The 15,660-nt window shown below is 71.1% G+C and carries 15 protein-coding genes; 8 read left to right on the top strand and 7 right to left on the bottom strand.

Features of this window, described 5'->3' with window-relative positions; translation table 11 throughout:
• The first annotated feature begins 1 nt into the window (after nucleotide 1).
• Together ACH5AF_RS20065 and ACH5AF_RS20060 are read left to right on the top strand one after the other, a co-directional pair.
• A complete protein-coding gene (locus ACH5AF_RS20065) occupies nucleotides 2-2,791 on the top strand; it encodes a poly(A) polymerase (protein WP_398902969.1) in 2,790 nt (929 codons plus the stop codon).
• 347 nt (nucleotides 2,792-3,138) lie between these two features.
• Nucleotides 3,139-5,310 (top strand): PIG-L family deacetylase, encoded by a 2,172-nt coding sequence (locus tag ACH5AF_RS20060; protein ID WP_398902968.1) that lies wholly within the window; start codon nucleotides 3,139-3,141, stop codon nucleotides 5,308-5,310.
• A gap of 114 nt (nucleotides 5,311-5,424) precedes the next feature.
• Here the strand turns inward: ACH5AF_RS20060 and ACH5AF_RS20055 are convergent, their stop codons facing one another.
• From ACH5AF_RS20055 to ACH5AF_RS20025, 7 genes are all read right to left on the bottom strand, one after another.
• Complete coding sequence (locus ACH5AF_RS20055) at nucleotides 5,425-6,339, bottom strand: GlxA family transcriptional regulator (RefSeq protein WP_398902967.1); 915 nt, start codon at nucleotides 6,337-6,339, stop codon at nucleotides 5,425-5,427.
• Entirely contained in the window at nucleotides 6,336-6,887 is a 552-nt protein-coding gene (locus tag ACH5AF_RS20050; RefSeq protein WP_398902966.1) for a cysteine hydrolase family protein, read from the bottom strand. The genes ACH5AF_RS20055 and ACH5AF_RS20050 overlap by 4 nt, the downstream gene beginning before the upstream one ends.
• A gap of 195 nt (nucleotides 6,888-7,082) precedes the next feature.
• Nucleotides 7,083-8,276, bottom strand: a complete 1,194-nt coding sequence (gene tuf / locus ACH5AF_RS20045; RefSeq protein WP_398902965.1) for an elongation factor Tu — start codon at nucleotides 8,274-8,276, stop codon at nucleotides 7,083-7,085.
• Between the two features lie 151 nt (nucleotides 8,277-8,427).
• Entirely contained in the window at nucleotides 8,428-10,554 is a 2,127-nt protein-coding gene (gene fusA, locus ACH5AF_RS20040) for an elongation factor G (RefSeq protein WP_398902964.1), read from the bottom strand.
• A 38-nt stretch (nucleotides 10,555-10,592) separates the two neighbouring features.
• The gene (gene rpsG / locus ACH5AF_RS20035; protein WP_100108597.1) at nucleotides 10,593-11,063 is read right to left on the bottom strand and encodes a 30S ribosomal protein S7; all 471 of its coding nucleotides are present in this window, start codon (nucleotides 11,061-11,063) and stop codon (nucleotides 10,593-10,595) included.
• A gap of 2 nt (nucleotides 11,064-11,065) precedes the next feature.
• Nucleotides 11,066-11,437 carry a 30S ribosomal protein S12 gene (gene rpsL / locus ACH5AF_RS20030; protein ID WP_003948652.1) on the bottom strand — a complete coding sequence of 124 codons (372 nt, stop codon included), beginning with the start codon at nucleotides 11,435-11,437 and terminating at the stop codon, nucleotides 11,066-11,068.
• Nucleotides 11,438-11,813: 376 nt separating this feature from the next.
• The gene (locus ACH5AF_RS20025) at nucleotides 11,814-12,281 is read right to left on the bottom strand and encodes a helix-turn-helix domain-containing protein (RefSeq protein WP_398902963.1); all 468 of its coding nucleotides are present in this window, start codon (nucleotides 12,279-12,281) and stop codon (nucleotides 11,814-11,816) included.
• A 225-nt stretch (nucleotides 12,282-12,506) separates the two neighbouring features.
• Between ACH5AF_RS20025 and ACH5AF_RS20020 the strand changes: the two genes are divergently transcribed.
• The 6 genes from ACH5AF_RS20020 (at nucleotide 12,507) to ACH5AF_RS19995 (ending at nucleotide 15,634) form a co-directional block, all read left to right on the top strand.
• The gene (locus ACH5AF_RS20020; RefSeq protein WP_398902962.1) at nucleotides 12,507-12,785 is read left to right on the top strand and encodes a WhiB family transcriptional regulator; all 279 of its coding nucleotides are present in this window, start codon (nucleotides 12,507-12,509) and stop codon (nucleotides 12,783-12,785) included.
• The gene (locus tag ACH5AF_RS20015; protein WP_398902961.1) at nucleotides 12,778-13,506 is read left to right on the top strand and encodes a hypothetical protein; all 729 of its coding nucleotides are present in this window, start codon (nucleotides 12,778-12,780) and stop codon (nucleotides 13,504-13,506) included. The genes ACH5AF_RS20020 and ACH5AF_RS20015 overlap by 8 nt, the downstream gene beginning before the upstream one ends.
• An 11-nt stretch (nucleotides 13,507-13,517) precedes the next feature.
• Entirely contained in the window at nucleotides 13,518-13,703 is a 186-nt protein-coding gene (locus tag ACH5AF_RS20010) for a hypothetical protein (RefSeq protein ID WP_398903040.1), read from the top strand.
• A gap of 157 nt (nucleotides 13,704-13,860) precedes the next feature.
• A complete protein-coding gene (locus ACH5AF_RS20005) occupies nucleotides 13,861-14,205 on the top strand; it encodes a hypothetical protein (RefSeq protein WP_398902960.1) in 345 nt (114 codons plus the stop codon).
• A gap of 288 nt (nucleotides 14,206-14,493) precedes the next feature.
• Nucleotides 14,494-14,901 (top strand): hypothetical protein, encoded by a 408-nt coding sequence (locus ACH5AF_RS20000; protein WP_398902959.1) that lies wholly within the window; start codon nucleotides 14,494-14,496, stop codon nucleotides 14,899-14,901.
• Nucleotides 14,902-15,034: 133 nt separating this feature from the next.
• A complete protein-coding gene (locus ACH5AF_RS19995) occupies nucleotides 15,035-15,634 on the top strand; it encodes a phage tail protein (RefSeq protein WP_398902958.1) in 600 nt (199 codons plus the stop codon).
• Nucleotides 15,635-15,660 lie beyond the last annotated feature (26 nt).

Here is a 15,660-nt window from a genome sequence, read left to right as displayed (position 1 = left end):
GGTGCGCACCAGCGAGGAGATCTACCACCGGGTGCGCTGGGACGCGCGCTTCGACCCCGCCCGCTTCGTGATCGGGGTCCTCCAGCGCGGGGCGCCGCCCAAGCGGGTGCCGCTGCCCGCGTTCGTGCCCGGCGGCGACATCCCCTGGCACCGGGTCCTGTTCTTCGAGGCCGACGGCGAGGTGGTCTGGGACCGGACGTCCGGCGTCGACCGGATCGACGCCACGGACGCGGGGCGGGTGCGCGAGGCTCGCCGGCTGCGGGCGCCGTTCTTCGCGGCCCGCACGCCGCACGTGTGGGACGGCGCCGACTGGGTGCCCGCGCGCACGCCCCGGGGCGCCGCGCCCTTGGGCCCGCTGCGCGTGCTGACGTGGAACACCCTGTGGGACCGCTACGACGCCGACCGCATCGACACCGCGCTGCGCAGGCCGCTGCTCCTGGCCGCCCTCCGCGCCGCCGACGCCGACGTCATCGCGCTCCAGGAGGTCGAGCCCCGGTTGCTCACGATGGTGCTGGCCGAGCCGTGGGTGCGTGAGGCGTACACCCTCGGCACCGATCCGGGGGCGCGGGACGTCGACGAGTGCGGTCTCCTCCTGCTGAGCAGGCTGCCGGTGCGGGAGGCCGGTCACCACGGACTCGGCTCGCACAAGGCGGTGACCGCACTGGTCGTGGAGACGGGCACGGAGCCGGGGGCGGAGCCGCTCACGGTGGCCGCGACCCATCTGAGCAGCGACCACTCCGAGAACGGCGCCGGGCGGCGCGATGCCGAACTGGTCCGGATCGCCGAGGGACTGGCGCAGCTGGACGGCGATGTCGTCCTGATGGGCGACTTCAACGACGGCACGGACGCACCGGGCACGGCCCTCGGGATGCGCGACGCCTGGAGCGAGGTCCATGGCCCGGACGACACGACCCCCACCTTCGACCCCGGCGTCAATCCGCTCGCCGCGGTCTCCTCGCTGACGGGGCGCGCCTCCCGGCTGGACCGGGTGCTGCTGCGCGCGGAGGGACTGCGGGTGCGGGAGGCCGTGCTGTGCGGCGACACGCCGACGGACGAGGGCCTGTACATCTCCGACCACTACGGAGTGGGCGTCGAGCTGGGTCTCGCCGGAGCCGAGCCCGGGGAGGTGCTGGACCTGCGGCCGACGCCCCGTACGGCGCTGGCGTGGCTCCCGCCGCACGAGGTGTGGCCACCGCTGCAGGAGATCCGCCGGGACCACGACCCGCAGATCCGCCGGTGGCCGCCGCACGTCAACCTGCTCTTCGGTTTCGTGCCGGAGCACGCCTTCGAGCGGGCGGCCCCGCTGATCGCGGCGGCCGCCGCGGAGAGCGCGCCGTTCGACGCGCGGCTCGACGGCGTGCAGTGGTTCGGCCACCGCGAGGACGCCACGGTGTGGCTGGACCCGGCGGCAGGCGGCGAGGAGCCGTGGGCGGCGCTGCGGGAGGCGCTGGCCGGACGCTTCCCGGCCTGCCGGGGCCGCCGCGAGGGCTTCACCCCGCACCTCAGCCTGGGCCGGACCACGGATCCCCACGCCCTGGCCGCCCAGTGCGCCGAACGGCTCGCCCCCGTGCGGGTGCGGGTCGGCGAGCTGGCGCTGCTTTCGCGCCGCGGCACCGAACCGATGCGCGTCCGGGCGACGGTGGCACTGGGCACCGGGGAGGTCCGCTGGGTACCGGAGGAGGTGCCTGCGGACGGAGTGGCGGCGGACACCGCAGAAGCCGCGCGCGCCGGGCGCATCGCGGAGCGCGTCGCGGCCGCGCTCCCCGACGGCGTCGTCCACGTCGTCGGCTCCCGTGCCATGGGCTGCGCGCTGCCCGGCGCGGATCTGGACCTGGTGGCCGCGCTGCCGGGCGACGTCCGGCTCGCGGACGTGCGTGCCCGGTCGGCGGCGGCCCTGCCCGAGGCGTCCGGCATGCGCGAGGTGGTCGGCGCGCGGGTCCCCGGCCTGCGGATGGACGTCGGCGCGCTGACCGTGGACCTGGTCGTGGTGCCCACCGGAGCGACGGCGCCCGCCCGGGCCGTCGACCGCCGTACCGAACTGGGCGAGGCGGCGGCGATCGCGCTCAGCGCGGTCAGCGACGCGGAAGCGGTCCTCGCACGAGTCGGCGACCGCCGCGAGGTGTTCACCCGGCTGGCGCGGGAGGTCAAGGCGTGGGCGAAGGCGCGGGGCCTCGACTCGGCGCCGTTCGGCGGACTGCCGGGACTGGCGTGGTCCGTGCTCGCCGCCCGCACCGTCCGCGAGGCCGGGGATGTGCCGCCCGCCGAGTTGCTGCGGCACTTCTTCGCGACGTGGGCGGCCTGGGACTGGCGCGAACCGGTGGGCACGGCCCTGCCGGGTGGGCCCAGCCTGCCGGTCACGATCATGACCCCGTCCGAGCCCGTGCGCCCCTGCAGCGATCAGGTCACGCCCGGCATGCGCGACCTGCTCACGCAGGAGCTGTTCCGCGCCTGGGAGTTGCTCGGGGCCGGCTCCGCGGAACTGCTGCTGTGCCCGCCGCCGCTGCACCGGCGGCACGCGGCCTGGGCGGTCGTGACCGTACCGCCGGGCCCGGACGAGGGACGGGTCCGGGGCCGGATGCGCGCGCTGCTCACCGAGCTGTCCGAGGTGGCCCCCGACGCCCACGCCTGGCCCAGGCCCTGGGGCACGGATCCGCCGCGCCTGGCGATCGGGCTCGGCGCGACTCCGCCGGAGCGGGCGGTGATCGACCGGATCGCGGACCGGTGGCTGCGGGGGCTCCCCGGTGTGACGGTGACGCGCGCCGACGGCGGGGACGTACCGACCCTGCGCTGACGCGCGCCGACGGCGGGAACGTACGACCCTGCATCGGCCACCCGGCCGCGCCGTGGGAAGACCACGTGCCCCCACCCCGCTGCCCGGCCAAGACCACCTGACCCCACCCGGCCACGCGGCGAAGACCCATGCCCGTACCCGGCCGCGCGGCCGGGACCGCCTGGCCCCGCCCCGCCGCGCGGCCAAGGCCACACATGCCGCCAGGCAACCCCACACCGCTCGCCGCCGTCTTGTTGATCGTCGGAAGGGCCCTGACCAGCCCGTCCGCACGTGGGGAGATCACAGTACGCAGTCGGGGGCGTGACACTGCCCGTCCGCTGCGGGGGGAAGCGGACGGAGCATCACCAGTGAAGGACAGAGCTGTCTGCGCGCTGCCCGGGGCCGCGCGCGAGGACGACCGGAACGCCACCACCCGGCCGAGGCCGCGCCGCCGCAGTGTCGTCGCCGCCCTCACCGCACTCGCCGCCCTGGCCGGCACGGGCGCGCTCGGCGGCTGTTCCGTACCCGCCCCGCGGCGATCGGGCCCGGTGGCCGATCCCGCGCCCGGCATTCCGATAGCCAGCTCCCGGCGGGCGCAGCTGATGCAGATCCTGGCGCACCCGGACGACGACCTGTACTTCATGAACCCGGACACGCAGCAGATGCTGACCGCCGGGGTGCCGCTGGTCTGCGTGTACGTCACCGCCGGCGAGGCCGACGGCAAGAACCACATACCAGGTGACTGGGACGTCCCCGTCGACAAGACCGCGTACTCCTCGGCCCGCCACCAAGGACTGCGCCAGGCGTACGCCGAGTTGCTCGGGCTCGACAGGTTCACCGACTGGCAGAAGGGCGTCGTGACCCTGCGCGGCGACCGGCGGGCAGAGATCAACACTCTGGCGAACGGCGTCCGCCGGGTCGAGCTGATCTTCCTCAACCTCGCCATGCACACCGCCCGCGGCGACCGGATGGGCCTGCCGAGCCTGTGGCACGACCGGGCGCTCGGACTCGCGACCGTCGTGGCCGACGACTCCCCCGTCCGCAAGGCCGACTCGTACGACTACGACCAACTCGTCGACGTGCTCGTCGGACTGATGGAGCGTTACCGGCCGACCGTCGTGCAGACCCTCGACCCGGATCCGGACATCCAGCACAGCGACGAGGCGACGCGCAAGAAGGACAGTGAGCAGCGCGGCTACTCCGACCACGCCGACCACACGGCGGTGGCCTCCTTCAGCTGGGCGGCCATGGTCCGCTGGGTGGCCGAGGCGACGCAGGACGGCGGCGAGGTGCCCGCCTTCGTGGCGACGTCCTTCCGCGGGTACTACAACCGTCACTGGCCGAAGAACCTCCCCGCCGCCGTGCTGGGCCGCAAGGCGTCGCACCTCGTCCCCTACGGCGGCGACCCCGACTGGGACTGCGGCAACGCGGCCGGCTGCGGCGACTACAACGTCGGCGGCAAGCGCCCGCTGAAGAACAAGAAGGGGTGGGTCCGCTCCACCCACCACCGCTACCCCGGCCCCCGCACCGCCGTCGTGAGGGAACCGGACGGACGGCTGTCCGCCTACGGGGTGCTCGGGCTGCGGGCGGTCCGCTGGCGCGAGAGCGACCCCGGGAGCGGTCGCTGGGGCAAGCCCGCCGACCTCGGCGGCGGCCCACTCGCCCCCGCCCTGGGCGCCGCCGCGCTGGAGGACGGCAGGCAACTGCTGTTCGGGCTGCGGTTCTCGGCGGTCAGCGGGCACGGCGGGGACAATGCCCGCGAGATCGTGCTGCTGGAGCAGCGCTCCGCCGGCGGGTCCTTCCTCGCCTGGCGCGGTCTGGGCAATCCCGAGCGCGACGACGACCGCGGCCGGCGCATCGGCGTACCGGTGGCCGTCACCGCGCCGGACGGCCGGGTGCATCTCTTCGTGCGCAACGCGGACAAGGGCGTCAGCACCCGGGTGCGGGACACCGGCGGCGGCTGGAGCGGCTGGCAGGACCTCGGCGGCGGCGAGATCCAGGACGGGCTGACCACCGTCGTCGACACCGAGGGCCGCGTCCACCTCTTCGGCGCCGGGCACGACACCGTGCACCATTGGGCCCAGGACGCGCCCGGCGGGGCCATGGCCCTGCGTCCGGGGGGCCGGCTGCCGGCGGCCGTGGACGTTCCGGCCGCGCTGGCGGATGCCGACGGGGCCCTCCAGCTGCTGTACCGGCAGGAGCGGCCCTACGAGCGCGCCACGCCGACGGACTCCCGAGGCACGGCGGCGGCCGGGCTCACCCGTATAGGTCCCGACGGAAAGCGGCTGCCGGCAATCCGCTTCGAGGGGTACGGGCCCGTACGGGCGGCGGTCGGGAAGAACGGTGCCGCCCTCCTGGGCATGGATCTGCACGGCCGGATCCAACTCCGTTTCGCCGGACGCCTGTTGACCCGTATGGCCGGGGTGCAGAGCATCGACGTGCCCAGCCTGCACATGGGCGGCGACGGCCCGGCCGTCGTGGGCCTGGGCGCGGACGCCCACCCGTGGACCTGGTGGCCCAGCCCCGGGGCGGACGGCTGACTGCGCCCGCCACGACCCGGCACCCGTCATCGCCGGACGGGCCCGCGACGGCGGACCGAGAGCGCAGGGCCCCGGCATCCGGGAACGCGGACCCTGGCATCCGGGGCCACGCGGTCACAGCGGCGCCCGCGCCCTCAGCCGCCGCAGCATCCGCGCGTCCTCGAAGCCCACCTCGCGTGCCGCGCTCTCCACGGTCGCGCCGAGGCCGACCAAGTGCTCGGCCCGTTCTACCCGTAGCGCCTGCTGGTAGCGCAGGGGCGTCAGACCCCCGGTGGCGCGGACGAACAGCCGGGTGAGGGTGCGTGCGCTCACGCCGGCGAAGGCCGCCAGATCCGCCAGCGGCAGCGCCGCGGTGAACCGGGCGTCGATGAGGTCCTGGACCTCGTGGACGGTGTCGTCCACATGGGACCGGTGCCGCAGCATGGCGCTGGTCTGCGGTTCGTTGCCGTTGCGGCGGGCGTAGACGACCATCTCGCGCGCGACCCGGGCCGCGAGCGCCGGGCCGTGCCGCCCGGCCAGCAGGTGCAGCGCCAGGTCGATGCCGCTGGCGATGCCGGCCGAGGTCACCACCCGGTCGTCGGTGGTGAACAGCACGTCCCGTACGACGACCGCCCTCGGATGCCTCGCCGCCAGCTCCTCCTGGAGGTGGTGGTGCGTGGTGCACCGCCGTCCGTCCAGCAGCCCGGCGAGACCCAGGGCCTCGGCGCCGGCGCACACGCTGGCGACGGTGCCCCCGGCCGCGTGGTGGGCGCGCAGTCGTTCCAGCACCGACGAGCCGGGGAGCGGGCCGCCGCGCAGTGTGGGCGCGCGCCAGCCCGGCACCACGATCAGGTCGTCCGGTCCCAGCTCCGGCCAGCGGGTCGATGCCGCCAGCGGCAGGCCCTGGGCGCTGGGCACCTGCTCCCGCTCGGCGACATAGGCGAGCCGGTAGGGATGCCCGAAGTCCGCCGCGGTGCCGAAGACCTGGGCGGGTCCGGCCAGGTCGAGCAGATGAACGCCGGGGACGAGGACGAAGACGACCTGGCTCACGCCGCGGACGCTCCCGACTCCGCCTCCAACTCGGCCACGGTGGCGATGCGGGCGAACCGGTCGCGCAGGACCGCCTCGGTCCGCTCGATGATCGCTTCGGCGCTGAGTCCACCGATCGGGTTGGTGGTGGTGGCGTCGCTGACGAAGACCATCCGGTAGCCGAGGTCGCTGCCCAGGCGGGTGGTCGTCTCCACGCACTGTTCGGTGCGGATGCCGCACACCCACAGCTCGCCCACGCCTTCGGCGGTCAGGATCCGCTGCAGATCGGTGGTGGTGAAGGCGTTGTGCGACGTCTTGTGCAGCACGGGTTCGCCCGCCGCCGGACGCCGGAGTTCCGCCAGGAGCCGTACGTGTCCGAGCGCCGGGTCGAACACATCGCCGCTGCCGGGTTCGGTGTGCAGCACCCACACCACCAGGTCTCCGGCCGAACGGGCCAGCCCGACAAGCCGGTTGACCGGCTCGGCGATCTCCGGGTCGGCGATCTGCTTCCACAGCGGGCGCGCCCGGAAGGATTCCTGGACATCGATGACTATCAGCGCTCGTCTCATGGCACCTATTCTGACCAGGCAGGACACCGCACAGAAAGGCCCGATCAGGACCGGCTGCGGAACGATCAGGTCAGCCCCGGGCACCCGGTGCGCACACCTGCGCGCAAACGCCGAAGGGCCCCGCACCAGCAGGTGCGGGGCCCTTCTTGCAGCTCAAGCGAGCCACCAGGTCGAACCGTCGAAGTTCCGGGGAACTTACTTGACGATCTTGGTGACCTGGCCGGCGCCGACGGTCCGGCCACCCTCACGGATGGCGAACTTGAGGCCTTCCTCCATGGCGACGGGCTGAATCAGGTTCACCGTCATGGTGGTGTTGTCGCCCGGCATGACCATCTCGGTGCCCTCGGGGAGGGTCACGACGCCGGTCACGTCCGTGGTACGGAAGTAGAACTGCGGGCGGTAGTTGTTGAAGAAGGGGGTGTGACGGCCACCCTCGTCCTTCGACAGGATGTAGGCCTGGGCCTCGAACTCGGTGTGCGGCGTGACCGAACCGGGCTTGATGATGACCTGGCCGCGCTCGACGTCCTCGCGCTTGATGCCACGGAGGAGCAGACCGACGTTCTCACCGGCCTGGCCCTCGTCGAGCAGCTTGCGGAACATCTCGATGCCGGTGACCGTGGTGGTGGTCTTCTCGGTCTTGATACCGACGATGTCGACGGTCTCGTTGACCTTGAGGACACCACGCTCGATACGACCGGTGACGACGGTGCCACGACCGGTGATCGTGAAGACGTCCTCGATCGGCATCAGGAACGGCTTGTCGACGTCACGCTCGGGCTGCGGGATCGACTCGTCGACGGCCTTCATCAGGTCGAGGACGGTCTGGCCCCACTCGGCGTCACCCTCGAGCGCCTTGAGCGCCGAGACCTTGACGACCGGCAGGTCGTCGCCCGGGAACTCGTACTCGGAGAGGAGCTCACGCACCTCGAGCTCGACGAGCTCCAGGATCTCCTCGTCGTCCACCATGTCGGCCTTGTTCAGGGCGACGACGATGTACGGAACGCCGACCTGGCGGGCCAGGAGCACGTGCTCCTTGGTCTGCGGCATCGGGCCGTCGGTGGCGGCGACCACGAGGATGGCGCCGTCCATCTGGGCAGCACCGGTGATCATGTTCTTGATGTAGTCCGCGTGACCGGGGCAGTCGACGTGGGCGTAGTGACGCGACTCGGTCTGGTACTCGACGTGCGCGATGGAGATGGTGATACCGCGCTGGCGCTCCTCAGGAGCCTTGTCGATCTGGTCGAAGGCCGAGGCCTCGTTCAGGTCCGGGTACGCGTCGTGCAGCACCTTGGTAATGGCGGCCGTGAGGGTCGTCTTACCGTGGTCGATGTGACCGATGGTGCCGATGTTGACGTGCGGCTTAGTCCGCTCGAACTTCGCCTTCGCCACTGGGGTCCTCCTGTGGAGTGGTTCTGTACGCCTTACTCATCGGCGCCAGGTGATCTTTGCTGGGAAGCCGGCCGCCGGGGTTACGACCCGAAGGTATCGGGGCGAACCCCCCGGCGGACGGTGTCAAGCCTAAAGCGTGAACTCGGGTGAGTTACTCGCCCTTGGCCTTCGCGATGATCTCCTCGGCGACGTTCCGGGGAACCTCGGCGTAGGAGTCGAACTGCATCGAGTAGCTTGCGCGACCCGAGGTCTTGCTGCGGAGGTCTCCGACGTAGCCGAACATCTCCGAGAGGGGCACGAGGCCCTTCACGACGCGAGCGCCGCTGCGCTCCTCCATGGCCTGAATCTGACCACGGCGGGAGTTGATGTCGCCGATGACCTCGCCCATGTAGTCCTCGGGCGTGGTGACCTCGACGGACATCATCGGCTCGAGCAGCACGGGCGAAGCCTTGCGCGCGGCCTCCTTGAAGGCCTGCGAGCCGGCGATCTTGAAGGCGAGTTCGGAGGAGTCGACCTCGTGGTAGCCACCGTCGAGAAGAACGACGCGAACGCCGGTCATCTCGTAGCCCGCCAGGATGCCGAACTGCATGGCCTCCTGCGCACCCGCGTCCACCGAGGGGATGTACTCCTTGGGGATGCGGCCACCGGTGACCTTGTTCACGAACTCGTACGAGGCGTCGCCGCCCTCGATCGGCTCGATCGCAATCTGCACCTTGGCGAACTGACCGGTACCACCGGTCTGCTTCTTGTGCGTGTAGTCGTGACGCTCGACGGCCTTGCGGATCGTCTCGCGGTACGCGACCTGCGGCTTGCCGACGTTGGCCTCGACCTTGAACTCGCGGCGCATACGGTCGACGAGGACGTCGAGGTGAAGCTCGCCCATACCACCGATGATGGTCTGGCCGGTCTCCTCGTCCGAGTGAACCTGGAAGGAGGGGTCCTCCTCCGCGAGACGCTGGATGGCGACACCCAGCTTCTCCTGGTCACCCTTGGACTTGGGCTCGATCGCGACCTGGATGACCGGCGCCGGGAAGTCCATGGACTCCAGGATCACCGGGTTCTTCTCGTCGCACAGCGTCTCACCGGTGGTGGTCTGCTTCAGGCCCATGACGGCGACGATGTCGCCGGCACCCACCGAGTCGATCTCCTCACGCTTGTTGGCGTGCATGCGGTAGATCTTGCCGATGCGCTCCTTCTTGCCCTTGACGGAGTTCAGCACCGAGGTGCCGGCCTCCAGGCGACCCGAGTAGACCCGGATGAAGGTGAGCTTGCCGAGGTGCGGGTCGCTCGCGATCTTGAACGCGAGCGCCGACAGCGGCTCGGTCTCGGACGGCTTGCGGCGGACGACCTCCTCCGGGTCCTTCACGTCGTGGCCCTCGATGGCCTCGACGTCCAGGGGGGAGGGGAGGTAGCGCACGACCGCGTCGAGCAGGGGCTGGACGCCCTTGTTCTTGAACGCGGTGCCACAGAACACCGGGGTGACCGTGGTGTCGCCGCCCTTGCCGGACGCGATGGTGATACGACGGATCGCGGCGTACAGCTGCTCCTCGGTGGGCTCCTGGCCCTCCAGGTACAGCTCCATGATCTCTTCGTCGTTCTCCGCGACCGTCTCGACCAGCTTGCCGCGCCACTCCTCGGCGGCCTCGGCGTGCGTGGCCGGGATGTCGACGACGTCGTACATCTCACCCTTGGTGGCCTCGGCGGACCAGACAAGGGCCTTCATACGAACAAGGTCGACGACACCCTTGAAGTCGGCCTCGGCGCCGATGGGGAGCTGCATGACGATCGGGGTCGCGCCGAGGCGGTTCACGATCATGTCGACACAGCGGTGGAACTCGGCACCGGTCCGGTCGAGCTTGTTGACGAAGCAGATGCGCGGCACGCCGTAGCGGTCCGCCTGACGCCAGACGGTCTCGGACTGGGGCTCGACACCGGCGACACCGTCGAACACGGTGACAGCGCCGTCGAGGACGCGGAGCGAACGCTCCACCTCGACGGTGAAGTCGACGTGACCCGGCGTGTCGATGATGTTGATCGTGTGATCGACGTCCTCGAGCGGCCAGTGACAGGTCGTCGCGGCGGACGTAATCGTGATGCCGCGCTCCTGCTCCTGCTCCATCCAGTCCATCGTGGCGGCGCCGTCGTGGACCTCACCGATCTTGTAGCTCACACCGGTGTAGAACAGGATGCGCTCGGTGGTCGTCGTCTTGCCCGCGTCGATGTGGGCCATGATCCCGATGTTGCGGACCTTGGCCAGGTCAAGCGAAGTGGTGGCCATATGGCTCAGTCTTCTCTCGGTCTCGATGTGGGTAGCGACTACCAGCGGTAGTGCGCGAAGGCCTTGTTGGACTCGGCCATCTTGTGCGTGTCCTCACGCTTCTTGACCGAAGCGCCGAGGCCGTTGGAGGCGTCGAGCAGTTCGTTCATGAGGCGCTCGGTCATGGTCTTCTCGCGACGGGCGCGGGAGTAACCGACCAGCCAGCGCAGCGCCAGCGTGGAGGCGCGGCCGGGCTTGACCTCGACCGGCACCTGGTAGGTGGCGCCACCGACACGACGGGACTTGACCTCGAGCGCCGGCTTGACGTTCTCGAGGGCGCGCTTCAGCGTGATGACCGGGTCGTTGCCGGTCTTCTCGCGGAGGCCTTCCATGGCGCCGTAGACGATGCGCTCAGCGGTGGAACGCTTGCCGTTGAGCAGGATCTTGTTGATCAGCGAGGTCACCAGAGGAGAACCGTAAACCGGGTCGATGATGACCGGGCGCTTCGGGGCGGGGCCCTTACGAGGCATTCTTACTTCTCCTTCTTGGCGCCGTAGCGGCTGCGGGCCTGCTTGCGGTTCTTGACGCCCTGGGTGTCCAGGGAACCGCGGATGATCTTGTAACGAACACCCGGCAGGTCCTTCACACGGCCACCACGCACGAGCACGATGGAGTGCTCCTGCAGGTTGTGTCCCTCACCCGGGATGTAGGCCGTGACCTCGATGCCAGAGGTCAGACGCACACGCGCGACCTTACGCAGGGCCGAGTTCGGCTTCTTCGGGGTGGTCGTGAACACACGCGTGCAGACGCCGCGGCGCTGAGGGGAACCCTCGAGTGCGGGCGTCTTGTTCTTCTCGACCTTGTCCTGCCGGCCCTTGCGGACCAGCTGCTGGATCGTAGGCACTACTTCTCCGGTTTCTGTGTGCCGTCAGTGAAGCTAACCTGGAACGTCGCCGACCCACGCGGTCGGGTGTGTCGAATGCTGCGGACCTCCGCCGCGAGCGGAAAAGGGCGCAGATTGCGGTGGCCGGTATCTGACTCGCCATGCGGTTGAGGACACGCACACGAGCCCAGGCACACCCCAGGCACAAGGTCTGAGCGTACCTATCGCATGGACTCCGGTCAAAACAAATGCCCACGCCTACGAGGGGCGGGCCGACGCGGGAGAACGTATCCCGGAACGGGTCGGTGCGCGGGCCGGTACGGAGAGCCCGCAGGCCCGCCTGGCACCCGCCTTCCGGCGGACGGGGGCGCCGACACGAGCCCGGTCGCGCGTGAGGTCAGTCCTGGGCGGCGCGGCGCGGCTCGCCGGCGGTTCGCGGCTCGCCGACGGTTCGCGGCTCGGTCTCCTCCTCGCCGGGCTCCAGGAACTGGTTGACGACCTTGACGAACACACTCATCCGCTCGTCGGGGACGCCGAGCCAGCGGGCGAAGTCCTCCATGGTGGGCTGCCAGTCGCCGGGTGGCAGCAGGTCCGCCGCCAGGGGCAGCTCGTCGGGGGTAACCCGGCCCGATCGGATCAGCATGTCGCGGACGGAGACCCCGAGGAGGGGGGCGATCCTGCGCATGGTCTCCAGGTCGGGCATGCTCTGTCGCTGCAGCAGCCGGGTCACGGCCGCTCGGTGCACACCGGCCTCGTCCGCGATCCGTGACTTCCCTCCGCCGCGCGGACTGTCGATGTCGTAGCCGCGCGCCCTCATCAGGCCTTCCACCCAGCCTGCGAACTCGTCGAGCCCTTGCGTGCCCATGTACCGCTCCCTACTAACGCCCTCACCTTTCAGGGCACACCACTCTAGCGTGCTTGCGCGCACGGAATTACGTGCTTTCGGGCGCGCAATCGTGTCGAATCAGTGAAGAGGTGCTCATGAGATTGTTGCGCGCCCGCACGCAACATGTCACTCTCTCACTCGCGTCGCACTCATCGGCCTCATGAGCCCCAGGGGGCTCGGTGGCCCGGACCGTGGAGAAGAACCTTGCTCCTGCCCGACTCGTCCTCATGGCAGGCCGCCGCCGCGTGCGTCGGCCTCTCCCCGTCCGTCGTCTTCGCCCGCCGCGCCCAGCAGGCCGCCCCGGCGCTGCGCGCCTGCGCCGCCTGTCTCGTCCGCCGAGAATGCGAGGCGGCCGTGGCCCCTGCGGAGAGCTGGTTCGACGGCGTATGCGCGGGCCGTCTCTGGCGCAACGGCCGCCCCGTCGTCCCACGCCGCGGCCGGAGTTCCGCGGGCACCGCGCACTCCGGGGGTCCTCGTGACTGACGGCACCGTCCACTCCACCGACCGGATCATGCGGGACATTCCGCTCTGGACCGCCTCCCTGGTACGACAGTTCCCCGAGCTCGCCAACGAGCTGGCGCCAGGCCGCCGCTCCCCCGCCGGGACCGCGACCCCCGCTCCGCATCCCGGCCGCGACGAACTCATCCGCGAGGAGCGCCGCGAGGCCCTGCTCCTCCAGCAGCGGCACGGGCTCGCCGTGCCGGGCCACGGGGCCGCCCCGATCCGGCTGCACGTGTCCGACGCCATCCGGGACATCAGCGACGGCGTGGTGGAGCTGGAGGAGGCCGTCTGCGCCCGTCTCGGCCTGCCCCGGCCGCGCCGGGCCGGGGTGATCGAACGGCTCCGGCGCGTCGTCGGTCTGCTCGGCGACATCGCGCCCCACCCCGACCTGTCCCGGCACGTGCGCGACGAGATGCGCCGGATGGCACGGCGCTGCGCGCGCACGCTCGGGGACACGGAGACGGTCGTGCGCGTGGCGGGACGCTGCCCGTGGTGCGACTCGGTGTCGCTGCGGGCGTTCCCGGACCGGCGGGTGGTGCTGTGCGTCAACCCGGCCTGCACGTGCACCGTGGAGGACTGCGGCTGCCAGGACGACCCCGCCTACCGGCATCTGTGGCCGGAGGCGCGGTGGGGCGAGCTGGCTGATGCATCGGGAACCCGTACGGAGGAGATCGAAGCGGCGATGGAGGAGACCCCGTGCTGACGTCCCTGACGATGCCCGCCCTGATCCCGGGACCGCTCGCGGCCGAGGAGGCAGGGGTGGCTCCCGCGACCATCCGCAAGTGGGTCCAGCTGGGCCATCTGCGAGCGGCCGGCAAGGCGGGCCGGGCGCAGCTCTTCCGCCTGGAGGACGTCTTCGCGGCGGAACGCGCGGCCCGCCGCCGCCCTCGTACCGCGTAGGCCGCACGCACCGCATGACGAAGCGCCCCGTGTCTCTTAGGAGAGACACGGGGCGCTTCGTCATGCGTCGGGATTCCCCGGTCCCGGTGGTCGAACGTCACCTACAGTCCGGTGCAGGGTCCAAGACGCGCACAGGGAACACAGGGGGCACGGAGTCATGAGCTGGTACGTGCTGGTGGAGGCCAACGGGCCATACAGCGACAACAGATGGGCACTGGTGGCGAAGATCCCTGTCGAAGGCGGACGGGAAGCGGCCATCGCCCGGGCCGAGGAGATGAGCCGGACCCATATGCGCGGCGCCTTCCCCGATCAACAGGGCCGCCTCGTGTTCCGTACGTCCCCGACGAGCTGGCTCGTGGAGCAGTCCCGCTTGATGCGGCTCGAGCGCTCCGCCGACCCGACCATGTTGACCGAGCACATGCGCATCTGCGTCGCCGAGCTGGTGATGGCGCGGGAGCCGGCCCCTCTCGAGCCCCCCAAGAAGGGCTGGCTGCGGGGGTAACCGCCCGTGGCCAGCCCCAGCCGGTGACGGCCTCGACGGCCGGTCGCCCGCCGTCCCGCCACGAATTCCCTGCGGACCGTACGAATTAGTTGCGTGCGCGCACGCTCTCTGTCACAGTTGGTGCAGCGGCGGAGCTGTGCCCGCGAGTCGGGCCGCGGCTCCGCCGTTCGCTGTCCGGGGACGCTTCCGCGCCCCACCCCCTCCCTCGCGGAGCGGCCCCGGCAGCGGATCGCCCGCTGGCGCCCCGCACTCCCTCAAACCGCCCTCACGCCTCCGAGGAGAACCGTCATGACCACTCCCCCGAGTGCCTTCCCAGACGTCGAGGCGTTGGTCGTCGACGTCCTCCAGGCCGACCCCGCCCTCTCCACCGCCACTGTCGCCGTCGCCCCGCCCGCCGGGTTCGACGGCACCCAGCGCGCCGTCCTCGTCAATCGGCGTGGCGGCGCCTGGGTCGGCGATCTGCACGTCGACATGCCGCTGATCGAGTTCGAGGTGTACGGGCCGGACAAGAGCACCGCCCACACCCTGGCCAACGCGGCCCGCCGCGCCCTGCTCGCCGCCATCGGCAAGCAGTACGGCACGAACGTCATCAGCGACGTCGAGGAGCAGGACGGCCCGCGCTGGCTGCCCGACTACCTCTACCGGGCGGCCAACCGCTATGTGTGCGTGATCCGGCTCTCCGTGGACGTCTTCTGACCCCGACGCCCCGTCAGCCCGTCCCGCACGCCACTCCCCAGATCGAGGCCCTGCCGTCCGGCGGGGCCTTTGCCGTACCCGGATCAGGAAGGCCGGGCGCGGCGCCACCCCCTCTATAAGGAGAAAACCCACCATGGCAGGAACCAACTCGTCCGAGATCCGCGTTGCCGGTACCGGTCGCCTCTACGTGGCCACCGCCAACGCCGAACTGCCGACCACGTTCGGCCCCGAGTCCGCCGCCGACTGGACGGCGAAGCAGTGGAAGGACCTCGGCTACACCACCGCCGACGGCGTGACCTTCGCCAAGAAGGACAAGCTGGAGCCCGTCGACTCGTGGCAGGCCGTCAGCCCGGTCCACTTCACGTACTCGGACCGGGACCTCACCCTGAAGTTCTCGCTGCTCCAGTTCAACGAGGAGACGCTGCCGTTCTTCATGGGCGGCGGCGAGGTCAAGGCGGAGCCGGCCACGAGCACCGAGGTCTTCCGGTACGACATCGGCGACCGTGCCTACGCGGACGTGCGCGCCCTCGGCCTGGAGTTCACCGACAAGGCCGGCCCGAACGCGGTGACGTACCGCTTCTACATCCCGCGCGGCCAGGTCACCGCTTCCGACGACATCAAGCTGGCCCGCAAGTCCGCGGCCCAGCTCGGCATCACCTTCACCGCCATGTCCCAGGGTGACGGCAAGCCGCTGGCGAGCTTCGTCATGAAGGACACCTCGTACGCCGTCTGATCCCTCCACCCGGGGGCGGGACGGCC

Origin of the sequence: Streptomyces sp. NPDC018833 (assembly GCF_044390825.1) — a bacterium.
GTDB lineage: Bacteria > Actinomycetota > Actinomycetes > Streptomycetales > Streptomycetaceae > Streptomyces.
The sequence above is the reverse complement of the archived record's forward strand: the minus strand, read 5'-3'. Positions and strand labels throughout refer to the sequence as shown.

Excerpts from the sequence above, each read along its gene's own strand:
- rpsG (WP_100108597.1), bottom strand. The coding sequence starts at position 11,063 with ATGCCTCGTAAGGGCCCCGCCCCGAAGCGCCCGGTCATCATCGACCCG.
- ACH5AF_RS20010 (WP_398903040.1), top strand. The coding sequence starts at position 13,518 with ATGCCCGCCCTGATCCCGGGACCGCTCGCGGCCGAGGAGGCAGGGGTG.
- fusA (WP_398902964.1), bottom strand. The coding sequence starts at position 10,554 with ATGGCCACCACTTCGCTTGACCTGGCCAAGGTCCGCAACATCGGGATC.
- ACH5AF_RS20050 (WP_398902966.1), bottom strand. The coding sequence starts at position 6,887 with ATGAGACGAGCGCTGATAGTCATCGATGTCCAGGAATCCTTCCGGGCG.
- ACH5AF_RS20000 (WP_398902959.1), top strand. The coding sequence starts at position 14,494 with ATGACCACTCCCCCGAGTGCCTTCCCAGACGTCGAGGCGTTGGTCGTC.
- ACH5AF_RS20025 (WP_398902963.1), bottom strand. The coding sequence starts at position 12,281 with ATGGGCACGCAAGGGCTCGACGAGTTCGCAGGCTGGGTGGAAGGCCTG.
- ACH5AF_RS19995 (WP_398902958.1), top strand. The coding sequence starts at position 15,035 with ATGGCAGGAACCAACTCGTCCGAGATCCGCGTTGCCGGTACCGGTCGC.
- ACH5AF_RS20005 (WP_398902960.1), top strand. The coding sequence starts at position 13,861 with ATGAGCTGGTACGTGCTGGTGGAGGCCAACGGGCCATACAGCGACAAC.